The sequence below is a fragment of the Mycobacterium sp. DHQP2018-32-09 genome, from assembly GCF_058148405.1.
The window spans coordinates 51509-74308 of the sequence record NZ_JBYVYK010000008.1; the positions used below are offsets into that span (position 1 = coordinate 51509).

Sequence of the window (22800 nt, forward strand, 5' to 3'; positions counted from 1 at the left end):
GTCTGGGGAAGAAAGGCGTCAGTCATCGAGCGGAAGCGGTGTGCCGGCAGTTTCGGTGAGGAACGGCGCTCCCAGCAAGGAACACAATGCTGCCACGACGAGAAATAGGGCCGGAGAGTTCGCGCTCCCGGTAGTGGAGATCAGCCAGGTGGCGACGTAGGCGGCCGTACCACCGGCCAGGATCGAAGAGATGTTGTAGCCGAGGGCGAAGCCGCTGACACGAACGCGCAGTGGAAACATCTCTGCGTAAGTGGCTAGCAGTGTCGACATGTAAAGCGCCTCCAGTTGGCCGAGCACAATCAGAGCGATCACAGCGGGCACGGCCCCGAGTCCCATGAGCAAGAAGGCTGGGTACGCGGTTACGATGAAGGCGACGTTGGCCGCGATGAGGACTTTGCGTCGTCCGAAGCGGTCAGAAAGCCTGCCGTAGAACGGAAGAGCTGCACCGGCCAGCGACAGAGTGATGGTGCTCGACCATGCGGCACCGCTGGCGCTCATAATGTCTTGGGTCTCGAAGTATGCACCAATGTAGGTGAATGCGAGATAGTAGGCCGCAAAGGACGAAAGGTTGACGACGGTTACGTTGAAAACGCCGCGGCCGTGTCGGCGCAGCAGGTCAGCTAGTGGCGTGCGCCGTGTTGCGCCAGATTTCGCAGCGGTCTCGAACATGATGGACTCGTCCATTCTGGACCGGATGACCAGAGCGACGATGCGCAGCGGCAACGAGATCAAGAAGGGTATGCGCCAGGCCCATTCGATTAAGTCCGCAGTCGGTAGTACCGCCTTGAGCAGCGCTACCGTCAACGATCCGCAGAGGGTGCCGATCATGGTGCCGAGGTTGACGAAGCTGGTGAGGAACCCGCGCTTGGCAGGCGGCGCCTCTTCAGCGACATACGATGCAGCACTGGCTAACTCGCCTCCAGCCGACAGGCCTTGCAAGCAGCGCATCACGACGAGGAGTATGGGCGCTGCGATGCCGATGCTTGCGTAGCTGGGAATGACGCCGATCAAGAAGCTCGCCGCGGCCATGCCGATCACCGAGATGTTCAACGCGCTCTTGCGCCCTATGCGATCGGCCAGGTGACCCAGCATGACCCCGCCTAGCGGCCGCACGAAGAACGAGACGGCAAACACCGCGAATGTGGACAGAAGTGCGACCCCGGGGGCGTCGCTGGTGAAGAACACCGCTGCCAGCGTGGTAGCCAGGAACGCATATACGGTGAAGTCGTAATACTCGATGGCGGTGCCGATGCTCGCGCCTAGTAGGGCACGACGGCGACGGCGGGACTCGTTCTCCGCGCCCAGGTCAGGTGGTGCGGAAGTTCTGGACGGTGCGGCGTCAGGCATGGGGATGCTCCTTTGCATCTCGGCAAGTCGGAGGTGGTGGGGTGATGCGAAGCGCTTCGGTGGTGGCTTTGGCGTGAACGTGTCGTCGCGCTTCAGCTATCAGGTAGTCGGGGAAGGGCATGCCGGCGTTGCCGGCGTCGACAATGTTGTCCAGAATGCCGTCACGCGCCGCCGCCGGGGCGGCCGCGATCGCAGCTGCCGCACGCCTGATCTCAGTGTCGAATGACCTGTGTGAGAACACGTCCTGAACAAAACCTTGGGCCATCGCTTGCTCGGCGGTGATCTTGCGGGGCCTCAACATCCAGTCGCGCGCGGCGGCTTCGCCGATGGTGTGTACGAGCGTGTCAGCGACTCCGAAATCTCCAGAGAGGCCGAGGGTGAGGTAGGCAGTGTTGAACACGGCCGTGTCGGCGGCATAGCGCAGTTGGCACGCGCCGGCGATGCCGACGGCCAGACCGGCGCACGCTCCATTGATGGCGGCAACCGTCACCTGGGGGAGGTCGCGGATCGCCGATATCAGCGCGCCTTTCTGGGTGAGGGAGGCCACCTGTTGTAGGACAGTGCCGTGCGACGCCAAGGTCTGGCGATCACCTCCGGCGCAGAAAGCTCTTCCCGCTCCGGTGAACACGACCACCGATGTATCACTGGCACCGACATCCTCGACAGCACGGGCCAGCGACCAGATTGCGTTGTCATCCAACGCATTCAACCGCGTAGGGCGGTTCAAAACAATTGTGCTCACCCGTTCGACGCGTTCGGTGTAAACACTGTCGTGATGTTCAGTCATCTGACCCCAGGTATACGTTCCGTGTCGGTAACGGAATGTATATGGGTTTTGTGATCGGCGCAATACCTGTTATTGGATGTGGTTCGACGAACGCCCGGTCGCCAGTGTCGATGTTTGAGGCCGTCAGGTCGTCCGATGCCGGCCGTGCCGCCATCAAGCGCACGCCGGGGTACCGCCGCAGCGGTAGGTAGACCACCTTGGCCGATTTCGCCGGTGGATCTCGGGGCGGGCCGGATCGCCACCTGCAGTCTGGTCGCCCGGGGTCCACAATTGAGGTCTTCTCGACTTCGTTGCGGCCCGTCTCTGGCTGGTCTGGGCAGTCCTCTGCACCCGAGGACCAACGTCTTCTACTGCCGCCGGAGGTCAACTCAGCTCAATCAGTGAGCTACAACTACGCCCTGTCACAGAAAGATCCCTCGGCGCTACGAATTCGAAGCGATGGTCACCAGTCGAAGTTCTTGTTCTTCGTCGTGGAGGCAGCGCCGTGGGCCCCAGTCGCACATCTTTTGCACGCCGAGTGCCGATTGCAACGTCGTCTTGCCCCGTCCTTCGTGGAGCAAGATTTGAGCCCCGAGCGCGTCGTGCAAAAGGAGCACGAAATCAATAGTTGTACAACGGGTTTGGTCCACCAGAGGCGTTTAGTGGCGGTGCGAGGAGCTGCATCACAGTGACGGAATGAGGTTCGGTGTAGGTGTCCAGAAGCCAACGGTTCGCAGGCCCGTTTTCGCGCCACTGATGTAGTGGACATCAAAGTGGGATTTTTGGGGGTGGACATCGTATGGGAACGCTGTTATCAGCGCACGTCAGGGACGCCGCGGCGGTCACGAAGTTTGGGAAGCCACAGGGTCTGTGGCTTCTCAAGTTCGATGTCCTTTTCTCAGCCGCAATGTCCAGACGATGTCCAAATGGACATCAAGGTGAGATTTTGAGCTGGACGGAGAGGGTCGTTGCCGGACGAGATGTGGTTGGCAATCAACTTCACTGTCGGTTTCTCGACCCAAATGTTCAGACATCGTTGACGGAGAGGCGGAATCGCCATTGGCGATTGGGCTGCCGGGCACGCAGTGATCTCCCCGTCGGCTAGCTGTATTGACCACGGACGTTGGGCACGGCGTGGTGAGGTGACAAGGCGAAGACCTCCGAGTGAAGTGCGAGCTGTCTAGGAACGCACCAACCCACCTCGGAGGTCTTCGTGGTTCACCGAAATGCCCGTTTGTCCGAAACGAGTCGCTTGAGGCTGGCTCGGTGCATCGTCGATGATGGCTGGTCGCTACGCCGCGCGGCCGAACGATCCCAGGTATCGGTAGGAACCGCCGTCCGTTGGAGGGACCGCTACGTCGAGCTGGGCGAGGCCGGAATGGCCGACCGCAGCTCACGACCCCATCGCAGCCCCAACCGCACCCCGACACGGACCGAACGCCGCATCATCGGGGTGCGCGTCACCCGCCGTCGGGGACCGGCCCGAATCGCCTACCTGCTGCGACTGAACGTCTCCACGGTGCCCAACGTGCTGCGCCGCTACCGGATCGCCCGACTGCGCTGGCTCGACCGCGCCACCGGCCCCGTCGTGCGCCGCGTGGAATCTGCGGCGTGCGGTGATCTGGTGCACGTCGATGTCAAGAAGCTGGGAAAGATCCCCGGCCGGCGGCGGCTGGAAGATGCTGGGTCGCTCCGCAGGTAAGCGCAACGCCCAGGCCGACAAGACCGGAGCCACCAATAAGTACCGACGGCGTTTGCGGGGCTATCACTTCCTACACACCGCGCTGGATGCGCACTCCCGTCTGGTCTGCTCCGAGATGCTGGCCGATGAACGCAAGGAGACCGCCTCCGAGTTCTGGGAACGCGCCAACGCCTGGTTCGTCGAACAGGGAATCACTGTTCGAAAGGTGTTGACTGATAACGGATCTTGCTACCGGTCGCATGTATTCCGCAAGACGCTAGGCGATGACATCGAACTTCGGCGCACTCGACCCTGTCGGCCGCAGACCAACGGGAAGGTGGAGAGATTCCACCGGACCCTGGCCGATGAGTGGGCCTACGCCCGGCTGTACACCAGCGACGAACAACGCTGCCAGGAGTACCCGCGATGGCTGCACAACCACAATCACCACCGCGGCCACACAGCACTCGGCGGTCAACCACCGGCCAGCCTCGTACCTAACCTCTCAGGTCAGTACAGCTAGCCGAGCGTGGCGGACGCTCACTAGACCGATCTGGTTTGGTCGCCGACTGCGGACCCTGGTTGGGAGATGCAAGAGTTCGGTTCCGGCCACATGGCGATGCGTCATCGATGCGATGGACGGGCAGCTCTCGCACCGTGCGTTGTCAGGGCTGAATGAAAACTCACGGCCGTACGTTCAAGCGACGGGACTGGGATTCCGAGACATCGATGGTGAAGGCGACGGGAGAGTGTAGTGAGCATGATGGTCGGCGTGGGCTTGCCCAACGCCATTCGGAATATAACCGCCGCCTCGATTCCTCAGTGGGCGATCGAGGCGGAGGGAGCGTCGTTTTCGTCCTGTGCCTCCTTTGGCAGGTTTGGATACCCGGGTGTCAGCGATACCGTGACTTTGGCTGCGGCAGCAGCGGTTACAAAAACGGTCAAGTTGCTGAGCGCCGTCCTGATCGCACCTGCATGGCCGCCGTCGCTCCTTGCGAAGGAAGTCGCTGGTATCGCGGGCATCTCCAACGGACGTCTGACGCTTGGCGTCGGTGTCGGCATCCGCGCTGACGATTTTCCAGTTTCCGGGAGAGGTATGTCAGGTCGCGGACGCCGATTGGATCAGGATCTTCCTACATTGCGCGAGCTTTGGGCCGGTGTGCCGATGGGGCGAGGGCACGATCCAATCGTACCGAAGGACACTCCCGAGATACCTCTGCTTTTTGGTGCAATGTCCCCGGTAGGGATGGCGCGAATGGCGATGTGGGGCAGGGGATACATCGGGCCCGGACTGCCTGCAACCGTAGTTTCCCCGTTCTTCGACGGCGCGCGTGCGGCGTGGCAACAGGCGGGCCGTGCTGGGGAGCCACACCTGGTAGGCGTCGCCTACTACGGTCTTGCCGACGACGATGGCGCGCGAGCCTATGTCGCCGATTACTATTCGGCGACACCAGATTACGTCGACACAATGGTCTCTGGCGTCGCGACTAGCGCGCGAGAGGTCGCCTCCGTCCGGGATCGTTACGAGGATATGGGCGTACACGAACTCGTCTTCTGCCCTACGTCACCCGACGTGGCCGAGATTGGCAGGTTGGCTGACGCTCTCCGGCTGTGACGGCGCCGCCCGACTCTATTGGCGAGGCCCGCCGTGTCGGTTCCGGTTGAATTGTGAGCAGCCTGTTCCGGAACTACCTGCTCACTATTCGACCAATCAACAAGGCGTAAGTCACCCTCACGTGCGTTTCGCTGGCGGCACCGCGCCGGCCACCGTCACCGACGATCCCCGGCGCCGCGCCGGGGATCGAGACCGTGCAGACGGCCGGTCCGGGTATCGCTTCCCGAACCGGTGTTGGGATCTGCTGGGCGAATTTTTGGCGTTGGCGTGAGCGCATCGGTCGGTAGGTGTCGCCACCAGGGGAAATGCCGAGGCCAATGACAGCCCGTGGCTGGACTGGCCATCTGGCGGATACCGCGGAGGGCGGCGACTGGGCAGGCTCAGGGGTGAATGGGTGTCTCGGGTCATGCGTTCAACACACCGGGATCAGGAATCGAATGGAGCGAAGGCATGACGATTGATCAGTACTACCTTCTGGGGCGCTCAGGGTTGCGGGTGAGTCGCCTCGCCCTGGGCACCATGAACTTCGGGCTGGCTGGATATCACGCCGCCTACGGCAAGACGATCGACGAGTCGCGCCCGATCCTTCAGCAGTATCTGGATGCGGGCGGCAACTTCATCGACACGGCGGATATGTACACCGCCGGAGAGAGCGAGACGATTCTCGGTCAGCTGTTGGAGGAGACCGGTTCCCGTGATCGGGTCGTGTTGACCAGCAAGTTCACCAACAGCATGTTCCCGGGAGACCCCAATGGCGGCGGCAATGGCCGCAAGCACATGATGCGCGCCGTCGAAGCTTCGTTGCGACGGCTCAAGACCGACTACTTGGACGTGTACCTGCTGCACACCTGGGACCGCATCACTCCTGTCGAAGAGGTCATGCACACCTTCGACGACCTGGTGCGCTCCGGAAAGATTCGCTACGCCGGAATCTCCGACACCCCGGCCTGGTATGCGGCGCAGGCGCAAACCTACGCATTGGAGAACGGGCTCACCCCGCTGATCAATCTGCAATTGCCGTACTCCCTCATCGACCGCACCATCGAACTCGAGCACATACCGTTGGGACAGGCCCTCGGTCTGGGGGTCACCGCCTGGAGCCCTTTGGCGCAGGGGTTCCTCAGCGGCAAGTACCACGCCCAGGACAAAGGCTTCGGTGGGGACGGACGTCTCAGCGTCACCGGCGGCACCGGCGTGGCACTGACGGACAGGAACTGGCAGCTGCTGGCACCGCTGTCAGAGGTCGCCGACAAGCTGGGAGTGACGATGGCGCAAGTCGCCATCAACTGGGTAGCTACCCAACCCGGCATCGCCGCGGCCATCGTCGGCGCCAGCAGCGCCGAACAACTGGCGGGCACGATGGCTGCGCTGGACTTCGAGATCCCGGCCGACCTTCGGGCCACCCTCGACGAGGCCGGTGCTCCCGAAATGCAGTCGTTCTACTCGATGTTCACCCCCCAGTACCAGCAGCAGCTCATCAGTACCGGCACCAAGGTGGCCGATAAACCTGCCGGATACGCTCTTGGAGTGCGCAATTGGGTGTAAGTAAGCCCGAAGTCGTCGAAGAGCTACGCACGCTGTTCCTGTTCGAGACGCTCACCGATACCCAGTTCAACACACTGTGCCGCCATGGTGAGGTCCGTACATTGGAGCCGGGCCCTCTGCTGTGCGAGGGTGACCCCGCGCAGAAATTGTATGTGCTTGTCAACGGGGAAGTCGCCCTGTCCAAACGCGCCGCAGGCACCGACATCGAAGTGCTCAGAACGGAGCAGCCCGGGGTGTTCTTCGGCGCGGTCAACGCGGTCGTGCCCGGAGCCCAGGTCTACGACATTTCCGTGTGCGTGGTCGCGCCGTCGCGAATGTTCGTCATCGACGCCTGCGTCCTCGGTCGGTTCATGCACGAGGAGTTCACGATGGCCAGCCACTTCCTGATTGGCACACTTCAGGGACAGCTGACACTGACCCGGGTGGTCGGCCCGCACGACCGACTGGCACAGCTGAATGTGCTGACCGCCGGCTTGACGCACGAACTGAACAACCCGGCCTCAGCAGCCCAACGCGCTGCCTCGCAACTAGATGCCCGCGCCGCAGGCGCGAGGCGGGCGTTGCTGTCCGCTGCGGCCGACACTGCACTGAGTCCAGCGGCCATCGCCGCCCTGGACGAGATGGGAGCAGCTGCCGTCGAACTGGTGTCGGCGATGCCGCGGCGATCATCGCTGTATGAGGCCGAAGCCGAGGAAGCCCTCGAAGACTGGCTCCACACCCGCGGCATGGCTCAGGCCCGCAACGTCGCGGTGGACTTCGCCGAAGCTGGCTTTGACGTGTCCTGGTTGGAGTTGGTGGCGAGGCGTGTCGAGGGGGTCGGCCTCGCGCTGACCACCGCGCTGCCGTGGTTACATCACGCCATTCACACCACGGTGTTGACGAGGCAGATCATGGACTCAACTGCTCGAATGACTGCGCTGCTGACCCACGCTGCGCAGTACACACAGTTGGACCGGTCACCGTTCGACGTCGCTGACGTGCGGGTACTGCTGAGCAGCACGGTGGCGATGCTCGCACACCGGCTTGCCGGTGTCACCGTCGTCATGGCGTTCGATGACGACGTGCCGGTCATCTCCTGCTGGCCGGCCGAACTCAACCAGGTCTGGACCTGTCTGATCGACAACGCGGTCGACGCCATCGGGGTAGGCCCGGGCACTCTCACGCTGCGCGCACGGCGGCACGGCGGCGGTGTGTGCGTCGAGGTGTGCGACACCGGGGCCGGGGTGCCCGGCGAGCTGCGCCAACAGATCTTCGACCCGTTCTTCACCACCAAGCCGTTCGGCTCAGGCCAGGGGCTGGGGCTGGACTTAGCGGGCCGGGTGGTCCGCAAACATCGGGGACACCTGTGGGTGGAATCGCAGCCAGGTGACACCCGGTTCATCACCGTTCTACCCGGCGGCCGTGATGACCTCGGCGGCTGACACCACCTGGCTAGGATCTGCGGCATGTGTCGGCCGGCCGCAGATCAGGGGTGACCCTGGGGTGAGCGCAACGAGGCGACCGCGGCGGGCCCCGTTGATCGGGCGGGGGGTTGAACTCTCCGCCCTGCAGAGCCTGCTCACCGACGTCCGGTCGGGTGCGAGCCGGGCCCTGGTGATCCGCGGCGATCCCGGAGTGGGCAAGACCGCCCTGCTCGACGAATTCACCGCTCATGCGCCGAACTGTGTCGTCCTGCGTGCCAGCGGTGTCGAGTCGGAGATGGAACTGGCCTACGCCGGCATCCAGCAACTCTGCGCGCCACTTCTCGATCACGTGAATCACCTTCCACCGCCGCAACGCGAAGCGCTGAGTACGGCGCTGGGGTTGACCGCAGGACCGGCGCCGGACCGGTTGATGATCGGTCTGGCCGTCTTGGAGGTCTTCGCCGACGCCGCCGAGCAGCGGCCTCTGCTGTGCATTGTCGACGACCTGCAGTGGCTCGATCAGGCGTCGGTTCAGGCCTTGACATTTATCGGACGCCGACTTGATGAGGAGTCGGTGGGCCTGATCATTGCCACCCGCAGCCATCACCCCGGAATGCGTACTCTGCCCAGGCTGGAACTGACGGGCCTAGCTGATGCCGATTCGCATGCCTTGTTGGACACGGCTTTGACCGCACCGATGGACGAGCGTGTGCGCGCGCAGCTGGTCGCTGAGACTCGCGGTAATCCCCTGGGTCTGCTGGAACTACCCCGAGGTCTGTCCGCGCAGGACCTGGCGGGCGGTTTCGGGTTGCCCGCTGCAGCGGAGCTGTCGGCGGCGGTGGAGGAACGCTTCCGCCGGGAGGTAGCGGCGTTGCCCGCCGATACCCAACAGCTGCTGCTACTCGCGGCTGCCGAGCCGTTGGGCGATCCCGCGTTGTTGTGGCGCGCCGCAGTTCGCCTCGGAATCGGAACCGACGCAGCGACACCGGCAGTGCACTCGGGGTTGGCGGACTTCGCGATACGGGTGCGGTTCCGTCATCCATTGGCGCGTTCGGCCACCTACCGATCGGCGCCGCTGCGCGCCCGGCAGGAGGCCCATGCTGCCCTCGCCGCCGTTACCGACGAGCGGGTCGACCCGGACCGCCGGGCGTGGCATCGTGCGCAGGCCGCCCCCGGGCCAGATGACACCGTTGCCGACGAGCTTGACTCCTCGGCGGGCCGGGCGCGGGCGCGCGGTGGGTTGGCGGCGGCCGCAGCGTTCTATCAGCGGGCCGCCCTGTTGACGATGGATCCGGCTCGGCGCACGGCACGTGCGCTGGCAGCTGCGGCGGCGAATGTGGAAGCGGGCGCGCTGAATTCGGCAACCGAATTGCTGGCGATGGTGGAGCAGTCTGCGATCGACGTGGCACAGCAGGCTTACGTCGACCTGCTGCGCGCGCAGATGGCTTACGTCACCGGTCGAGGCCGCGACTCACCGGCGCTGCTGCTGCGGGCAGCACAGGGACTCGAAGGAGTCGACGGTGACCAATCACGGGACACGTACCTGGAGGCGATGTCTGCGGCGGTAGAGGCGGGACGATTTTCCAGTGGTTGCGGTGTGCGCGACATCGCTTACTCGGTCAGGCAGTCCCCGGTGCAGTCCAGTGGCCGCAGCACCGATCTGATCCTGGACGGCTTCGCGCTGCTGTACACCGAAGGGCACGCCGCGGCGTTGCCGACGCTGCGTGCCGGTGTACGGGCCGCCCGCGGCGACCGGTCGACGCAGGAGCGGTTGCACCTGCTGTGGATGGCGCACGTCGCCGCGATCGTGAACTGGGACGACGACAGTTGGTTTGCGCTCTCGACGAGTCATCTCGACCTGGCCCGCACGTCGGGGGCGTTGAGTGAGATGCCGCTGGCGTTGAGCGCGCGTGCGGTGATTCTCTTGTTCACCGGTGACTTGACCGCAGTGACCACGTTGGTTGATGAGTTCGAGGCGGTGGCCGCCGCGACGGGTGATGCGTTCACGCCGTACCCAGCGTTGACTCTCGCTGCGTTCCGCGGTGACCGCGCGGAAGTGGACAGGTTAGTGCGTCGAGCGGCCGCTGACGTGGCGCGGCGCGGCGATGGCGGCGGACTCACCGGATATGAACGGGCCCAGGCCGTGGTGCACAACGGGATCGGTGACTACCGCGCCGCAATGGAGGTCGCCAAACGCAATGCCGACAGCTCCGCCGATTTCGGTGGTACCGCGTGGGTTCTGGCTGAACTGGTCGAGGCCGCGGCGCGCTGCGGCGAACCGGTGATCGCGCGGCAGGCCCAGCAGCGTCTTCGCGAGTACACCAGTGTGGCTGCCTCGGATTGGGGGTGCGGAATGGAGGCGCGCACCCGGGCGATGGTCACTGACGGGGAGTCCGCCGGCGCGGCTTTCGAAGAGGCGATTGAGCGCTTGGGCCGCACCCGCATGCGCGCCGAACTCGCCCGCGCCCACCTGCTGTACGGGGAATGGCTGCGACGCCGACGACGGCGCGTCGAGGCGCGGACGCAGTTGCGCCTGGCTCACACCATGCTCGATGAGATGGGCATGCAGGCGTTCGCGGAACGGGCGCGCCGTGAGCTTCAGGCGACCGGGGAGACCGCACACAAACGCGAGATGTCACCGGGTGCCGGACAGCTGACACCACAGGAAGCTCAGATCGCGAGGCTGGCTTCGGAAGGACTGTCCAACATCGACATCGGCGCACGCCTGTTCATCAGCGCGCGGACCGTGCAGTATCACCTGCGCAAAGTATTCGCAAAACTCGACATCACCTCGCGTACCCAGTTGCATCTGGTGCTGCCGCCATCAGGGCACGTGTGACGCGCATCGGTGACCAGCGTGATGGCGGATGCGGACGGCTTCGTCTGTGCGGGATCGTCAATCCATGCCGCAGGATCTCGACACCCTCCCCGAACTCGCTGAGCAGTATCAGCGCGACGTGGTGCCGCTTCTGCCGCGGCTGTCGGGCCGAGCGCGGCAGTTGACCCGCAATTCGCACGATGCCGAAGACCTGCTGCAAGAGACCATGCTGCTGGCTTACCGAGGATTCCATTCCTACCGGCCGGGGACCAACTTGAAGGCGTGGCTGTTTCAGATTATGCAGAACCGTTGGATCAGCGTCAACCGCAGTAGAAGCTGCCGTCCAGGTGAAGTCCTGTTGGGCACTTGCAGTGACGAGCAGTTGCTGGCCGCCGACGACGTGGTGTTGGAGCTGTTCATCGACACCGACCTGCGCGCGGCACTGATGGGTCTCGACGAGGGCGTGCGCGCAGTGGTATTTCTCGCCTACTACCGCGACCTCCCGCACAAGGACATCGCCAAGGCCTTGGATCTGCCCGTCGGAACGGTGATGTCGCGGTTGCATCGTGGTCGTTCTCAGCTGCGCAGGACCATCAGCGCGTAATGAATGCCGCATCGCGACGGCACGTTATATGACAGCGAGAGTCCAATAGTCCTTGAGGAGAATCGAATGCGCAGCGTACGAACACCATTGGCCGCTCTGACTGCATGGGTGTCACTGTTGGCGCCGGGTTGCGCGGTCAGCAACGCAGAACCGGCCACCGGTCAGGAAGTGGTCCGAGACATCCTGCAGACCACCGCGATCGAAGCGCCGGTGCCACAGAACGCAGTCACCGGCCTGGTGATCTTCCCCCCGGGATCCTCAGCGGGACATCACATCCACCACGGCGTTGAAAGCGGCTACGTCCTCAGCGGGGAGCTGGAGATCATCAAAGACGGTGAGCCCCCACGTACCTATGGTCCCGGCGAAACGTTCGTAACCACACGCGATCACCCGCACATCTCCCAGAACACGGGCCCGGTCGAAGCGCGCGCAATCGTCACCTGGATCGTCGATGCCGGTGCCGCATTGACCACGCCGGTGCCTGAGACAGGCCAGGAGCTCCAGTGACTCGCGGCGCGGCTCCACTCAACGGGCGCCGGTCAGTACATCGGTAGGCCCGCATCCAGACCCAGATGAACTCGACCGGCGATTTCGAGATACTGGTCGGATTGAAGTGCGTGCTGGGCCAACGCCATTCCGTCGCGGCACAGCCCTTCGAGCCTGTGCGAGCGGTAGAGCGCCGCCGACCCTGCGAGGCGGTAGGCCGTCACGAAGATCTCCGTGCAGACCTCGGCGACGTTGCTCATCGCTGCACGCAGTCGGGCCCGTTGGCTCGTCGTTACCGTCGCCGCAGCCTGCGCAGATTCCTGCAGCGAACCAGCTGCGTCGTGCAGGAGCAAACGCGCCGCCGAGAGTTGAGCGTCAGACTTCGCGACCAGGTACTGAACGCGCGGATTGTCGGCTACTTTTCTGGCGGTGACCACCGTGACGAGTTCGTCTAGCGCCGCGGTAGTGACGCCCAGCAGCACCGCCGAACAGCCCGGGAACACGATCGAGGGCAGGTAACCCCGGTAGAGCGCACGGTTGATCACCGGCGCGCCGGCGAGCGGCGCCGCCAAGTCCTCAGCGATGAACGCATTATCGACCACCACGCCGTTGCTGCCGGTAGCCCTCATCGCCGTGACATCCCAGGTGAAGTCAATGCTGAACTGCTCGCGGTGGGCCATGACGAACCAAGGCTGCGGCATGCCGTCCTCGCCGGTCACGGGTGTGCCGTTCTCGGTGATGATCACGGCCAGCAACACCCAGTCTGCGTAATCGACGCCGCTGACGATGGGCCAACGGCCGGAGAGCCGGTATCCACCGCGGACGCGTTCGGCGGTTCCGGGTGTCCCGGAGTTGGCCAGCAGTGGTTCTTGAGTGCCGGCAAAGATCCGGCGCGCTCCGCTGTCGGGCAGCAGCGCGGCGACGAAGCCCATGTTGAGATTCCAGACCAGCGCACCGGTCGAGGCGTCGATGCGGCCGAACTGTTCGTATACGGTCAGTGCGGTAGTCAAAGGTGTTTCCCAGCCGCCGAATTCGCGCGGTGTGAGGAGCCGGAAGGCGCCGGCGTCACGCAACGCAGTGCACACGCGGGTAGTCATGTTGCCCTGCGCCTCGGCTTCGGTGGCATCAGCCTCGATGACGGCGCGCAATGCGGCGGGAAGGTCGGTGGCGCCGAGTTGAGGTGTCGTCATCATCGACCTACCGGGCTCCCAGTAGCCCGGCGAACGACTTCTTCAACGTGGCGGGTGCGGCCACAGGCAGCAACGCCGCCAGCGCCTTGCGTGTGAAACCGGCGGGCTGTCGGGTCAGCTCGACCTCGATGCGGGTGCCACCTCCGGGTGCGGGTGTGAGGCGAAACAACCAACCGCCGCCGGGGCCGAACACCTTCGAATCGTGTGTGGTGACCGTGACCGTTCCGTCGGCGTCATTCCAGTCGTAGCGTGCTCGCTCCCACGCCGACGCGGTTCCCTCGGTGACTTCTGCCCAAGTGTCGCCCAGGCTGTGTACCTCGAAGTGTTCGGAATCGATGGTCGGCCACATCTGCGCTCGTCGCGGGCTGAAATCGGTGAGGACGGACATCACCTGAGCCGGGTCCCAGCGGGAGTCGATGTGGAAACGGACAACGGGCATTCGGGTGTCACCTTCGCGTCGGTTGGGGCGTCTGTTCTCTACAACGCAGCGGCCCCGGATCGCATGCGCGCAGCAGGATTGTTCGAAGGAGAGGTTGGCCGCCGCTACGCCGTGCTCACATGGCGTGCACCGCGGTCACGGCGTCGGCGAAGGCTGCCGGCGCTTCCTGGGGCACGTTGTGCCCAATTCTGTCGAGCACTCGGTGCGAGTATGGCCCGGTGAACATGCCGCGGTAAGCCTGCCCATTCTTGTTCGGGCCGTCGAAGTCACTGCCGATCGTGATGGTGGGCACTGCGATGGTAGGGCTGGCGCCCAGAAGCCGATCCAATTCGGTGTATCGGGGGTCGCCGTCGGCCAAGCTCAGGCGCCACCGGTAATTGTGGATCACGATCTGCACGTGATCGGGGTTATCGAAGGCCGTCGCGCTGCGATCGAAGGTCGCGGTGTCGAAGTTCCACAGCGGTGATGCCTGCCGCCAGATGAGCTCGTTGAAGTCGCGGGTGTTGGCGCGATAACCATCCTCGCCGCGCTGGGTGGCGAAATAGTACTGATACCACCATCCAAGCTCGGCGGCCGGCGACAAGGGACGGAGGTTGGCAGCGAGGTTGACGATGAGATACCCGCTGACCGATACCAGTCCCACACAGCGTTCCGGCCACACCACGGCAACGCAGTCGGCGACCCTGGCACCCCAATCGAAACCAGCGAAGATCGCGCGATCAATCTGAAGTGCGTCCATGAAGTCGACGGCGTCCTGGGCCAGCGCGGCCTGTTGCGCAGTTCGCATCTCGGACTCCGAGAGGAACCTTGTGGAGCCGAAGCCACGCAGATAGGGGATCAGCACTCGGTAGCCGCGCGCGGCGAGCAGCGGAGCCACCTCGACGAAGCTGTGGATGTCGTAGGGCCAACCATGGAGCAGGATCACCACCGGCCCGTCGGGTGGTCCCACTTCGGCGTAGCCGACGTCGAGGACGCCGGCCTGAACCTGATGAAGTGCGGTGAAGGTGCCGGCTTGCGGCGCCGCGCCGGCGCTACCCGGCAGGGTCGAGGCGGCGATCGTCAAGCCCAGCCCGGTGGCGAAGGCGCGGCGTGTCAGTGGTTCCATCAGTCGCGTCCTGCCTCGATGATCTTCTCCGCCAACCCGACTGGGTTGGTGTACATCAACTCGTGCCCGCCCGGTAACTGCACCAACCGGTAGACACCCAGACGGGCGGACAGTCTCGGGTGCCATCCCCACTCACCGGGTGGCAGCGCGATGTCCTCGGTGCCCATGAGCCAACTGCGCGGGATGGTCAGCTTGTGGAACGCGGTCAGATCGACGGGCTCTGTCAACATGCTGTAGGGCTGCGGCGACAGTCTGTTGTATACCCACTGCGCGGTTTCCAGTCCGGCGTCGTTCATGAACGTTTCCCGGAACAGGGCGAACGGCATCATCACGGTGTTGTCGCCGGACTTGGCTGCCAGCTCACCCAAGATCTGCCGGGCGTGCGGCGGCCACACATCCATCACACTCTCGCCGATGTCAGGCACGATGGCGCTCCAGAACACCAGGCGCCGGATGCGATCGGGGACCACCTCGGCAGCCTTGGCGACCAGGGTGCCCCCGACGCTGTGGCCGAGCAGAATGACGTCACTGAGGTCACGTTCGGTGATGTAGTCGACAACCGAGGTGACCGACTGCGCAAGCGACACCCGCTTGTCTGCATTCTTGCCGTGGCCGGCCACAGTAGGTGCATGGGCCTGATGCCCGAGCTCGACAAGGCGTGCGAGCACCGCATCGAAGGCGGTGCCGTCATGACTGGCGCCGTGCACTAGGACGAACGTGGGCATGCGCATCCTCTCCATGACTTGTTCTCCTCAGCGTGTAACGCAGGATGCACCAACTACATTCATGCGTGCGCGGCCCACCGGTCGGGCGTAGCATCGCCGCTCATGACTGACGCTGCGGGGCTCCACGCCATCGGCAACACCCCTCTAGTGCGGCTGGGAACGCTCGGAGGCGCCGAGAGCGCAGAGGTCTGGGTCAAGATGGAGGCCGCGAACCCCACCGGCTCGTACAAAGACCGCATGGCGCTGACGATGATCGCCGTCGAGGAGGCCGACGGCCGGCTCGCTCCAGGACAGCCGGTCGTGGAATAGACCGGTGGCAGCACCGGATCCCGCATCGAACGTGCGGATGAGCTGCACCGACGGACCGAATTCGGTCCGTCATCAACGTCGTCTTGGCCCGCTACGCGACGCGCACGGGCAGCCGGACCGGTCCGTCGGCAGCTGCTGGGAGGCCACCGACGGCGCCAGCAGTGTGAGCCCGTGGGCGTCGGTGTACCGGAAACTGCGGTGTAGACGGTGACATGCATCGGCCCTTTAGGCTCGCCTGATGATCGATGGCCAAGGGCGAAGCGCAGCCGTCTGTGTGTTTTGTGGTGCTTCAGAGGGGAATCGGCGGGTGTTCGTCGACGCAGCGCGTGAGTTGGCTGAGGTTCTCTCTGGTGAGGACCTCGGCCTGGTGTACGGCGCGGGTGGTGTCGGGGTGATGGGTGCATTGTCGGAGGCGATGCTGCGGGCCGGGGGTCGTGTCGTGGGCGTCATTCCGCGTGATCTGGTGCAGCGAGAGATGGCGCGTCCTGATCTGGACGATCTGCGGGTGGTGGGGTCGATGCACGAGCGCAAGAAGTTGATGCACGACTTGTCGGATGGGTTCGTGGTGTTGCCGGGCGGGTTGGGGACCTTCGAGGAGTTCTTCGAGGTGCTGACGTGGGCGCAGTTGGGGTTGCACGACAAGCCGATCGCGGTGGTCGATGTCGCGGGGTACTTTCAGCCGTTGCGCGCGATGATCGCTCATTGCGTCGCATCAGGTTTCGTCAGCGAGGAGGATCGCAATTTGGTGACTTTCCTGGATTCGGTGGGTGATGTTCGCAGCTGGCTCCGCGATCGACTGGTCGGGTGAATACCGTGGTTGCCGTTGCCGACCGGGGTCGGCAACGGCAACCACGGTGTCCTCTCGGGGTGTTGGGCGGTTAGGGGATGATCTTCTGCGCCCGGAGGTCGTCGAACAGGTTGCGGAACATCTCCTCTGTGTCGATGTACTCATGGAAGCCGGCTCGGCGGATCTTGGAGGAATCGGCGAAGAAGTCGTAGTCGTAACCGAAGACGTGATCACCGAACGGCCAGGTGGATACCTCGTCGTAGGTGTACTTCAGGCCGTACTTCTGCGCCATGCGGTCCCAGAGGTCGTCGTGGCCTGCCATGGCTTCGGTAAGCGAGAAGTGCAGCGGGTCACCGACTTCGATGTCGAAGTACTTCGCGATCGCCGGCCAGAGCTGGTTCCACCGGAACAAGTCACCGTTGGCGACGTTGTACTCGTCGGCGCCGCTGCGGGGGTTGGTGGCGGCCCACACGGTCGCCTTGGCCAGCAGCGAGGCGTCGGTCATCTCCATGAGGGTGTGGTAGGCGCCGGGCTTGCCGGGGAAACGCAGCGGCACACCGAGTTCCTTGGAGATGGCCGCGTAGACGCCGATGACCAGCGCCAGGTTCATCGGCGTGCCGATGGCCGATCCGCCCACGACCGAGGGCCGGATGGCCGACCAGGTCCAGCTCTTGCCCTTCTGGCGTTCGACGACATACTTCTGCTGTTCGATGTTGTATTCCGGGGAGGCATGGGTGCCGTCGGATTCCTTGGCCGGGGTCTTGAACTGGCCGAGGTGGGCGCCGTAGACCTTGTAGCCCTGCATCAGGCTGATGTGCTGCAGGTCAGTGGCGATCGGTTCGACGACGTCGACGACGTTGGTGAGCAGCGCCAGGTTGGGGGCCACCATTTCGGCCCAGGTCGGCGCGGCGATGAACCCGCTGAAGAAGATGTGTGTGACCTCGGTGAGGTCACCCAGTTTGGCGCGGGTGTCGTCGGCGTCGAGCAGGTCGACCGAGATGTAGCGGGTGTCTGGGCTGTCGGTCCCGCCGCGGCGGGACAGGCCGATGATCTGCCAGTCACCCTGGGATTGCAGTTCTTCGACGAGTGTGGTGCCGACAACGCCGGTGGCGCCGATGATCAGGGCGGTCTTGGTGTGGGCGGTCATGCTGTGTCCTTCTTTGTTGGTGGTGTGGGGTGTTTTCGTAGTGGGGTTAGTCGGCGAGGGCACGGCGGCCTCCGGCTACTTCGAGGACGACGCCGGTGATGTAGCTGGCCTCGTCGGAGGCGAGGAACACCACGGGTGCGGCGATTTCCTCGGGTTCGGCGATGCGTCCCATCGCGGTGGTGTCGGCGATGGACTTCAACGTCACCGGGTCCATGTCGTCGGTGCCGGCCGAGCGGGTCGGGCCGGGTGCGACGGCGTTGACGCGTATCCCTTTGTCGGCGTATTCGGCCGCCCACACTCGGGTGAGCTGTTCGAGGGCCGCCTTGGACGCGGCGTACATGCCGGTGCCGGTGGTGGGCACGGTTGCGGCCAGGGTGCTGATGTTGACGATGGATCCGCGGCCTCGACGCGCCATGCCCGGGGCGAGGGCCTTTACCAATAAGTACGGAGCCCGAGTGTTGAGGTCCATGTGCAGGGCGAAGCGTTCGTCACTCATCTGCGCGGTCGTCAGGAACTGGTAGACGCCGGCGTTGTTGACCAGAATGTCGACATCGCCAGCCTCGGCGGCCAGTCGTTCGACGTCGTAGCCGTCGCCGAGGTCGGCTCCGACGAATCGGGCCCGGCCACCGGCGGCAGTGATCTCGTCGACGACTTCGCGGCCGCGCGCGGGGCTGCGCCCGTGAAGCACGACGCCTGCGCCTGCGGCGGCCAGTTGCAGTGCGATGGCGCGTCCGATACCGGCGGTGGCGCCGGTGACCAGGGCGGTCCTTCCTGATAACCCAGCCATCTCAGTCTCCTTGTCATTGAACGGGTGCTGGACTATTGAAGGAACCTTCAACTAAGCGGGCGCATTCCCTGCCCCGCGTACCGTTGTTGATGCAGGAACCTGAAACGACCGGAGGTGGCACGGTGCAGACCGAGCTCGACGAGTCCGAGGTGGCCCTCGGAGACCCGGAGTCAGTGGGTGCGTTGGCCTATCGACTGAAACTTCTCGACAATGCGCTCGTAGCTCGCAAGTCTGCAGCCGTGCGTGCTCTCGACCTCACCGAATCGCAGTGCAAGGTCCTCACCCTGCTCGCCGACGGCGTACCGAAGTCGGCCACCCACCTCGCGCGCGAAGCGCTCGTCACATCACAGACCATGACGGGGATCGTCAAGAACCTGGAGGTCAAGGGGCTGGTGACGCGTCACCCGTCCCCAGATCACGCCCGCGTCATGCTCATCTCGCTGACCGAACTCGGGGTCACACGCGCCGATCAGGCACACGAACTGGCACGGCACGTCGAAGCCGCTCTACGGAATGCGATGTCGGACAACGACTATCAACGTCTGCTTCGGCTACTGGAACAAGCCGTAGACCTCGCGCCGGCCCTTGACATCGACAGCTAGCACGACGACATCCGCCGCAGCGACGGCGGCGAGGCCGTCCACCGGGTGCTCGGCTCCATCTTCGCTCCCATCATGGCTGCGGGGGTTCATCCGAGCGCGACGGTGTACTTCTTCGGCTCAGCGGCGGCTCATTCTGGCCGCCGTCGCCCCTGGGACGGAGCCAGGGCGACGTTCTCGACACTTTCGTCTACATCACGATCGAGACGGGGCGCTGGTCGACGGTGACGGTCGACGGCCAGGTCCTTGGGGGATTCAGGCGTGTCGGCGCCGCGATTCGACGACGATCAGCCAGATTGCCGCGATCAGGAAGTAGAACGCGCCGAACGCGGCGTACGGAGCGATGACGGTGATCTGGGGCGCGGCGTCTGCTTGGGCCTTGGCGACGAATCCCACTCCGGCAGCGGTCGACTGGAGGCCACTGAGGATCATGGGCCATTGCCCGCCGCTACGCTTCCAGCGCCTTGCGGCGGTGGCCAACTGCAACAGACCCGTCAGGCCCGCCCACACCCCGAAGACTCCGAGGACGGCATTCATGCCCTGGGTGAGCGCGACGATGACGGCGACCGTCGTCACGGTGCTGACCACCAGGTTGAACGCTTGTGTCGGGTTGCTTCGAAGTCCACCGTTGTGCTGTGCATCAACGACATTGGCGATCGCATCCCACGCCGGGTAGATCACGAGGAGCGCGGCGACGAGCGTGGCCGGACCGTCGGCCAAGCCGAACGCTGCCGCCACCCACACGACGGAGAAGCCGGCACGGGTGAGGTAGTAGCGCTTGAGCCACGCGTTGCTCTCGGCCAGGTCGAGCGTGTGGTCAACCGTTTCCGTCATGTGTTTCTCCTGGGTCCGTAGAAGGCGCAACGAACGGCCGCGCCGGCTCGGCGCGGTCACGCCGCATGCGTGTAGTCGTGTGACTACACGCAACCTACACTGAATGTAGTCGATCGACTACACCGCTGCGATGGGCCAGATCTGGGGACATCGGGATGCGAGACGGAATGTGGGCGATGTAGTTGATTCAGTCGGCGCCAGTAACTGTCCGGACCGGCGGTGTTCACCACGACGCGTCACAAGCTGTTTAAGGCAGCAGACCTATCGCGCCGATCTAGGCCGGCGGGCCATCCACGGCACGGTGACGCGATCACCCACGTTGACCTGGTGGCGCACGTGATGTTTGAAACCTGGGCCAGCCTTCTACCGGAGAAGTTCAACGCAAGCTGGGTGGACCCGAACGGAAATCCGGTTCAAAACAAGGTGAACCTGCAGCCTCGACGAGATTTGTGGCGCAACTGCCTGCATGGGGGATTCCCGAGCTTCAAACAGGACTCGCGGGGCTACGGCACGGGTGACTAAATGCGCGACCTCCGCAAGCTCCGCAACCGCGTTTCACACGCGCATAGCGGTCCCGCGCAGCCCGCTGTTCTGCATTTGCGGTGTCTCTGTTGAACTCTGACGCCAGATCGTCGTAGTGGACATCGAAGTCATCGGGCACAACGAGGTCGGGTAGTTGACCAAAGCAGCGTGTCAGCGGCTCCGAGGTGTCGTCGCCGTCGCTCCTCACGCTTCCAAGGTGGGGAGTTAAACGATGGTGTGTCGCAAACCCGGACGAGATCCAGGCGGTCTCAGATCTAGAGAATGTGGACGGCTCAGATCCTGTCTCGGCTCAGAGGTCATTGGGGTCTGGGCACAGTTCACCGATGGGCGCTGTGACGGTATTGGTGGCGGGCTCCACCCACACTGCGCGGTCGTCGACGATGCGCGGATCCAAGATGCGCTGACCGGCGATAGGCCACTGCACGAACTCAGAGCCGGTCAATTCGTACTGAACGTCGTAAGCCAGCCACACCAGTGCCTGCGTAGGCGAGGTGTCGAGCCGGTAGTCCACGCAGCGTTGATACACACTGACGTCGGCCTCACCGCGTGTATCGAAGCCCACTGCTATCCATTCGTCGGACACCTGGAAACACCACAACACGTTGGCGAAGGTGATCGGACGACCGTGCCGGCGACAGGCGAGGTCGCGGGTTACCGCGCGGGTGGCGGTGGCCCACGGGGCGGGGAGATCAGCCGGTGGGTCGCCGTCGACGGCGAACCGCCATGATCGATCCGGTACGGCGAACCGCCATGGCGGATCCGGTACGTCCCACGACATGACTACACCGTCGCAGCACAAAGGCGATGATGTCGAACGCATTTCGAACCGGCTCCGGTGTAATCGGAGATCAGTGGTGGGCGGTCGCTGTCGCCGAACCTACGCAGATCCGGAGCGATCACGCGGTACCTGGCGTCGCGAAGCGCCCAAATCTGGTGGCGCGCCGCGCAAGATTGGGAAATCCGTGCAGCTGACGCGCAACGAGCCGGGTCCCCCATCTTCGCCCGTTGGCGGGGTACTTCAGGAGCAGAGATCCAGTCCTCGGGAAATCAGCGCGCTGGTATCAGGGCCTGCGTCTACGGGCTGTCTCTCGCCGTTGATCTCACGTACCCCAGGGGTCCGGGAGGGCGGGGACGGGCGATGGCCCCGATGTCTGCGAATTGACCCGACTGCACTGCTTTACTGTTGAGGGCGTACTCCACGCCGTTAGCCGCGAAAGTCACCTGATACGAATACCGGCACCTCAACACGCCCTCGGAGACGGTGAGTGGCCACGGTCCGGCCGTCCACGTCGCGTCCGATACCGCAGTGGCAATCGGTGGGGGCGCTTCAGCTGACGAGTTCGAACATCCTGCTGCAGCCATGGCGCCGATCAGCCCGGCACCGGCGATCGCTGCCCTGATTCGCACAGTTCGAGTTTAACTTCGCAGCTAACTTAGACTGTCTCGTTTACTCGAGATTCGAGATCGATCAAATCCCGTCTCGGCCGTCGGTCCGCACTACGCTGTCAAGTTCGACGCGGTATCGCTCTACGCCCGGATACTTCTCGCCGAGCGAGGCCACCGTGAACCCCGTGGCTCTGTAGAAGCCGACTGCGTCGCGGTCCGTTTCGGCGATGACCGGCAGTTCAGGTGGCGCGGCACGTCGAACCTCCGCTAGTAACCGACGACCGACCCCCATACGCCGGGCGTGGGGGGCCGTGGCGACGTGCAACAGGACAACCGTGGTGTCGCCGATCACCCTGTAACCGGCCAGGCCGAGCGTTTCGCCCGCCAATGTCGCGATGAGGAGCCTCGCGCTGCTGGCATCTCGATACTGGCGGACCGCCTCGTCGACGCGGGACTGACCGCCTCCGGCTGCCAGCGCGAGCAGGCTGTGCACAGCGGCGTCATTGGTGATGTCGCTGGGCACAGCGAGACCTCGATCGGGCCGCCCTTTCCCCCGGCTTCGAGTCGAGGCCGCATCTCGGTGCTTTGCCAATCTCGTCAGAGGGCTTGCGGCATGTTCCGGAACCCGGTGGCCCACGATCCGCATGCGCTACGCGCGGTGACCGACACCCAGCTGCTTGAACT

20 protein-coding genes and 1 pseudogene are annotated in these 22800 nt (G+C 64.3%); 10 read left to right on the forward strand and 11 right to left on the reverse strand.

The features are described 5' to 3' along the window. Positions 1 to 18 precede the first annotated feature (18 nt). Both AC30CM_RS06045 and AC30CM_RS06050 read right to left on the reverse strand, forming a co-directional pair. Complete coding sequence (locus AC30CM_RS06045) at positions 19 to 1347, reverse strand: MFS transporter (RefSeq protein ID WP_490115927.1); 1329 nt, start codon at positions 1345 to 1347, stop codon at positions 19 to 21. Continuing rightward, on the reverse strand, positions 1340 to 2134 hold the full coding sequence (locus tag AC30CM_RS06050; protein ID WP_490115928.1) for an enoyl-CoA hydratase/isomerase family protein: 795 nt from the start codon (positions 2132 to 2134) through the stop codon (positions 1340 to 1342). The genes AC30CM_RS06045 and AC30CM_RS06050 overlap by 8 nt, the downstream gene beginning before the upstream one ends. 1192 nt (positions 2135 to 3326) lie before the next feature. Here AC30CM_RS06050 and AC30CM_RS06055 point away from each other — a divergent pair. The 7 genes and pseudogenes from AC30CM_RS06055 (at position 3327) to AC30CM_RS06085 (ending at position 12286) form a co-directional block, all read left to right on the forward strand. After that, positions 3327 to 4317 (forward strand): annotated as a pseudogene (locus AC30CM_RS06055) (IS481 family transposase). A 237-nt stretch (positions 4318 to 4554) separates the two neighbouring features. Next, positions 4555 to 5409: an LLM class flavin-dependent oxidoreductase gene (locus AC30CM_RS06060; RefSeq protein ID WP_490116006.1), complete on the forward strand. Its 855-nt coding sequence runs from the start codon at positions 4555 to 4557 to the stop codon at positions 5407 to 5409. Positions 5410 to 5859: 450 nt separating this feature from the next. Continuing rightward, a complete protein-coding gene (locus tag AC30CM_RS06065) occupies positions 5860 to 6954 on the forward strand; it encodes an aldo/keto reductase (protein ID WP_490115929.1) in 1095 nt (364 codons plus the stop codon). Next, positions 6945 to 8375: an ATP-binding protein gene (locus AC30CM_RS06070; RefSeq protein ID WP_490115930.1), complete on the forward strand. Its 1431-nt coding sequence runs from the start codon at positions 6945 to 6947 to the stop codon at positions 8373 to 8375. The genes AC30CM_RS06065 and AC30CM_RS06070 overlap by 10 nt, the downstream gene beginning before the upstream one ends. Before the next feature lie 61 nt (positions 8376 to 8436). Beyond that, positions 8437 to 11196, forward strand: coding sequence for a helix-turn-helix transcriptional regulator (locus tag AC30CM_RS06075; protein WP_490115931.1), 2760 nt, complete (start codon positions 8437 to 8439; stop codon positions 11194 to 11196). A 64-nt stretch (positions 11197 to 11260) separates the two neighbouring features. Further along, on the forward strand, positions 11261 to 11779 hold the full coding sequence (locus AC30CM_RS06080; protein WP_490115932.1) for a sigma-70 family RNA polymerase sigma factor: 519 nt from the start codon (positions 11261 to 11263) through the stop codon (positions 11777 to 11779). Between the two features lie 66 nt (positions 11780 to 11845). Next, positions 11846 to 12286, forward strand: a complete 441-nt coding sequence (locus AC30CM_RS06085; RefSeq protein ID WP_490115933.1) for a cupin domain-containing protein — start codon at positions 11846 to 11848, stop codon at positions 12284 to 12286. A gap of 32 nt (positions 12287 to 12318) precedes the next feature. Here AC30CM_RS06085 and AC30CM_RS06090 read toward each other — a convergent pair whose 3' ends face one another. From AC30CM_RS06090 to AC30CM_RS06105, 4 genes are all read right to left on the reverse strand, one after another. Next, complete coding sequence (locus AC30CM_RS06090; protein WP_490115934.1) at positions 12319 to 13458, reverse strand: acyl-CoA dehydrogenase family protein; 1140 nt, start codon at positions 13456 to 13458, stop codon at positions 12319 to 12321. A 4-nt stretch (positions 13459 to 13462) separates the two neighbouring features. Beyond that, positions 13463 to 13843, reverse strand: a complete 381-nt coding sequence (locus AC30CM_RS06095; protein ID WP_490115935.1) for a hypothetical protein — start codon at positions 13841 to 13843, stop codon at positions 13463 to 13465. Between the two features lie 166 nt (positions 13844 to 14009). Further along, the gene (locus tag AC30CM_RS06100) at positions 14010 to 14999 is read right to left on the reverse strand and encodes an alpha/beta fold hydrolase (protein WP_490115936.1); all 990 of its coding nucleotides are present in this window, start codon (positions 14997 to 14999) and stop codon (positions 14010 to 14012) included. After that, entirely contained in the window at positions 14999 to 15724 is a 726-nt protein-coding gene (locus AC30CM_RS06105) for an alpha/beta fold hydrolase (RefSeq protein ID WP_490115937.1), read from the reverse strand. The genes AC30CM_RS06100 and AC30CM_RS06105 overlap by 1 nt, the downstream gene beginning before the upstream one ends. 102 nt (positions 15725 to 15826) lie before the next feature. On the opposite strand from AC30CM_RS06105, the gene AC30CM_RS06110 reads away from it, so the two are divergent. Together AC30CM_RS06110 and AC30CM_RS06115 are read left to right on the forward strand one after the other, a co-directional pair. Continuing rightward, complete coding sequence (locus AC30CM_RS06110) at positions 15827 to 16033, forward strand: pyridoxal-phosphate dependent enzyme (RefSeq protein ID WP_490115938.1); 207 nt, start codon at positions 15827 to 15829, stop codon at positions 16031 to 16033. 238 nt (positions 16034 to 16271) lie between these two features. Then, a complete protein-coding gene (locus tag AC30CM_RS06115; protein ID WP_490115939.1) occupies positions 16272 to 16841 on the forward strand; it encodes an LOG family protein in 570 nt (189 codons plus the stop codon). A 70-nt stretch (positions 16842 to 16911) separates the two neighbouring features. On the opposite strand, the gene AC30CM_RS06120 is transcribed toward AC30CM_RS06115, so the two are convergent. Together AC30CM_RS06120 and AC30CM_RS06125 are read right to left on the reverse strand one after the other, a co-directional pair. Beyond that, positions 16912 to 17967, reverse strand: a complete 1056-nt coding sequence (locus AC30CM_RS06120; RefSeq protein ID WP_490115940.1) for an SDR family oxidoreductase — start codon at positions 17965 to 17967, stop codon at positions 16912 to 16914. Positions 17968 to 18013: 46 nt separating this feature from the next. Beyond that, positions 18014 to 18754, reverse strand: a complete 741-nt coding sequence (locus AC30CM_RS06125) for an SDR family NAD(P)-dependent oxidoreductase (protein WP_490115941.1) — start codon at positions 18752 to 18754, stop codon at positions 18014 to 18016. 122 nt (positions 18755 to 18876) lie between these two features. Between AC30CM_RS06125 and AC30CM_RS06130 the strand changes: the two genes are divergently transcribed. Continuing rightward, positions 18877 to 19356 carry a MarR family winged helix-turn-helix transcriptional regulator gene (locus AC30CM_RS06130; RefSeq protein WP_490115942.1) on the forward strand — a complete coding sequence of 160 codons (480 nt, stop codon included), beginning with the start codon at positions 18877 to 18879 and terminating at the stop codon, positions 19354 to 19356. A 252-nt stretch (positions 19357 to 19608) separates the two neighbouring features. On the opposite strand, the gene AC30CM_RS06135 is transcribed toward AC30CM_RS06130, so the two are convergent. From AC30CM_RS06135 to AC30CM_RS06145, 3 genes are all read right to left on the reverse strand, one after another. Continuing rightward, complete coding sequence (locus AC30CM_RS06135) at positions 19609 to 20247, reverse strand: DUF308 domain-containing protein (RefSeq protein ID WP_490115943.1); 639 nt, start codon at positions 20245 to 20247, stop codon at positions 19609 to 19611. Positions 20248 to 21019: 772 nt separating this feature from the next. Then, positions 21020 to 21508 (reverse strand): hypothetical protein, encoded by a 489-nt coding sequence (locus AC30CM_RS06140; protein WP_490115944.1) that lies wholly within the window; start codon positions 21506 to 21508, stop codon positions 21020 to 21022. A gap of 690 nt (positions 21509 to 22198) precedes the next feature. After that, positions 22199 to 22639: a GNAT family N-acetyltransferase gene (locus AC30CM_RS06145; protein WP_490115945.1), complete on the reverse strand. Its 441-nt coding sequence runs from the start codon at positions 22637 to 22639 to the stop codon at positions 22199 to 22201. Positions 22640 to 22800: the final 161 nt, after the last annotated feature.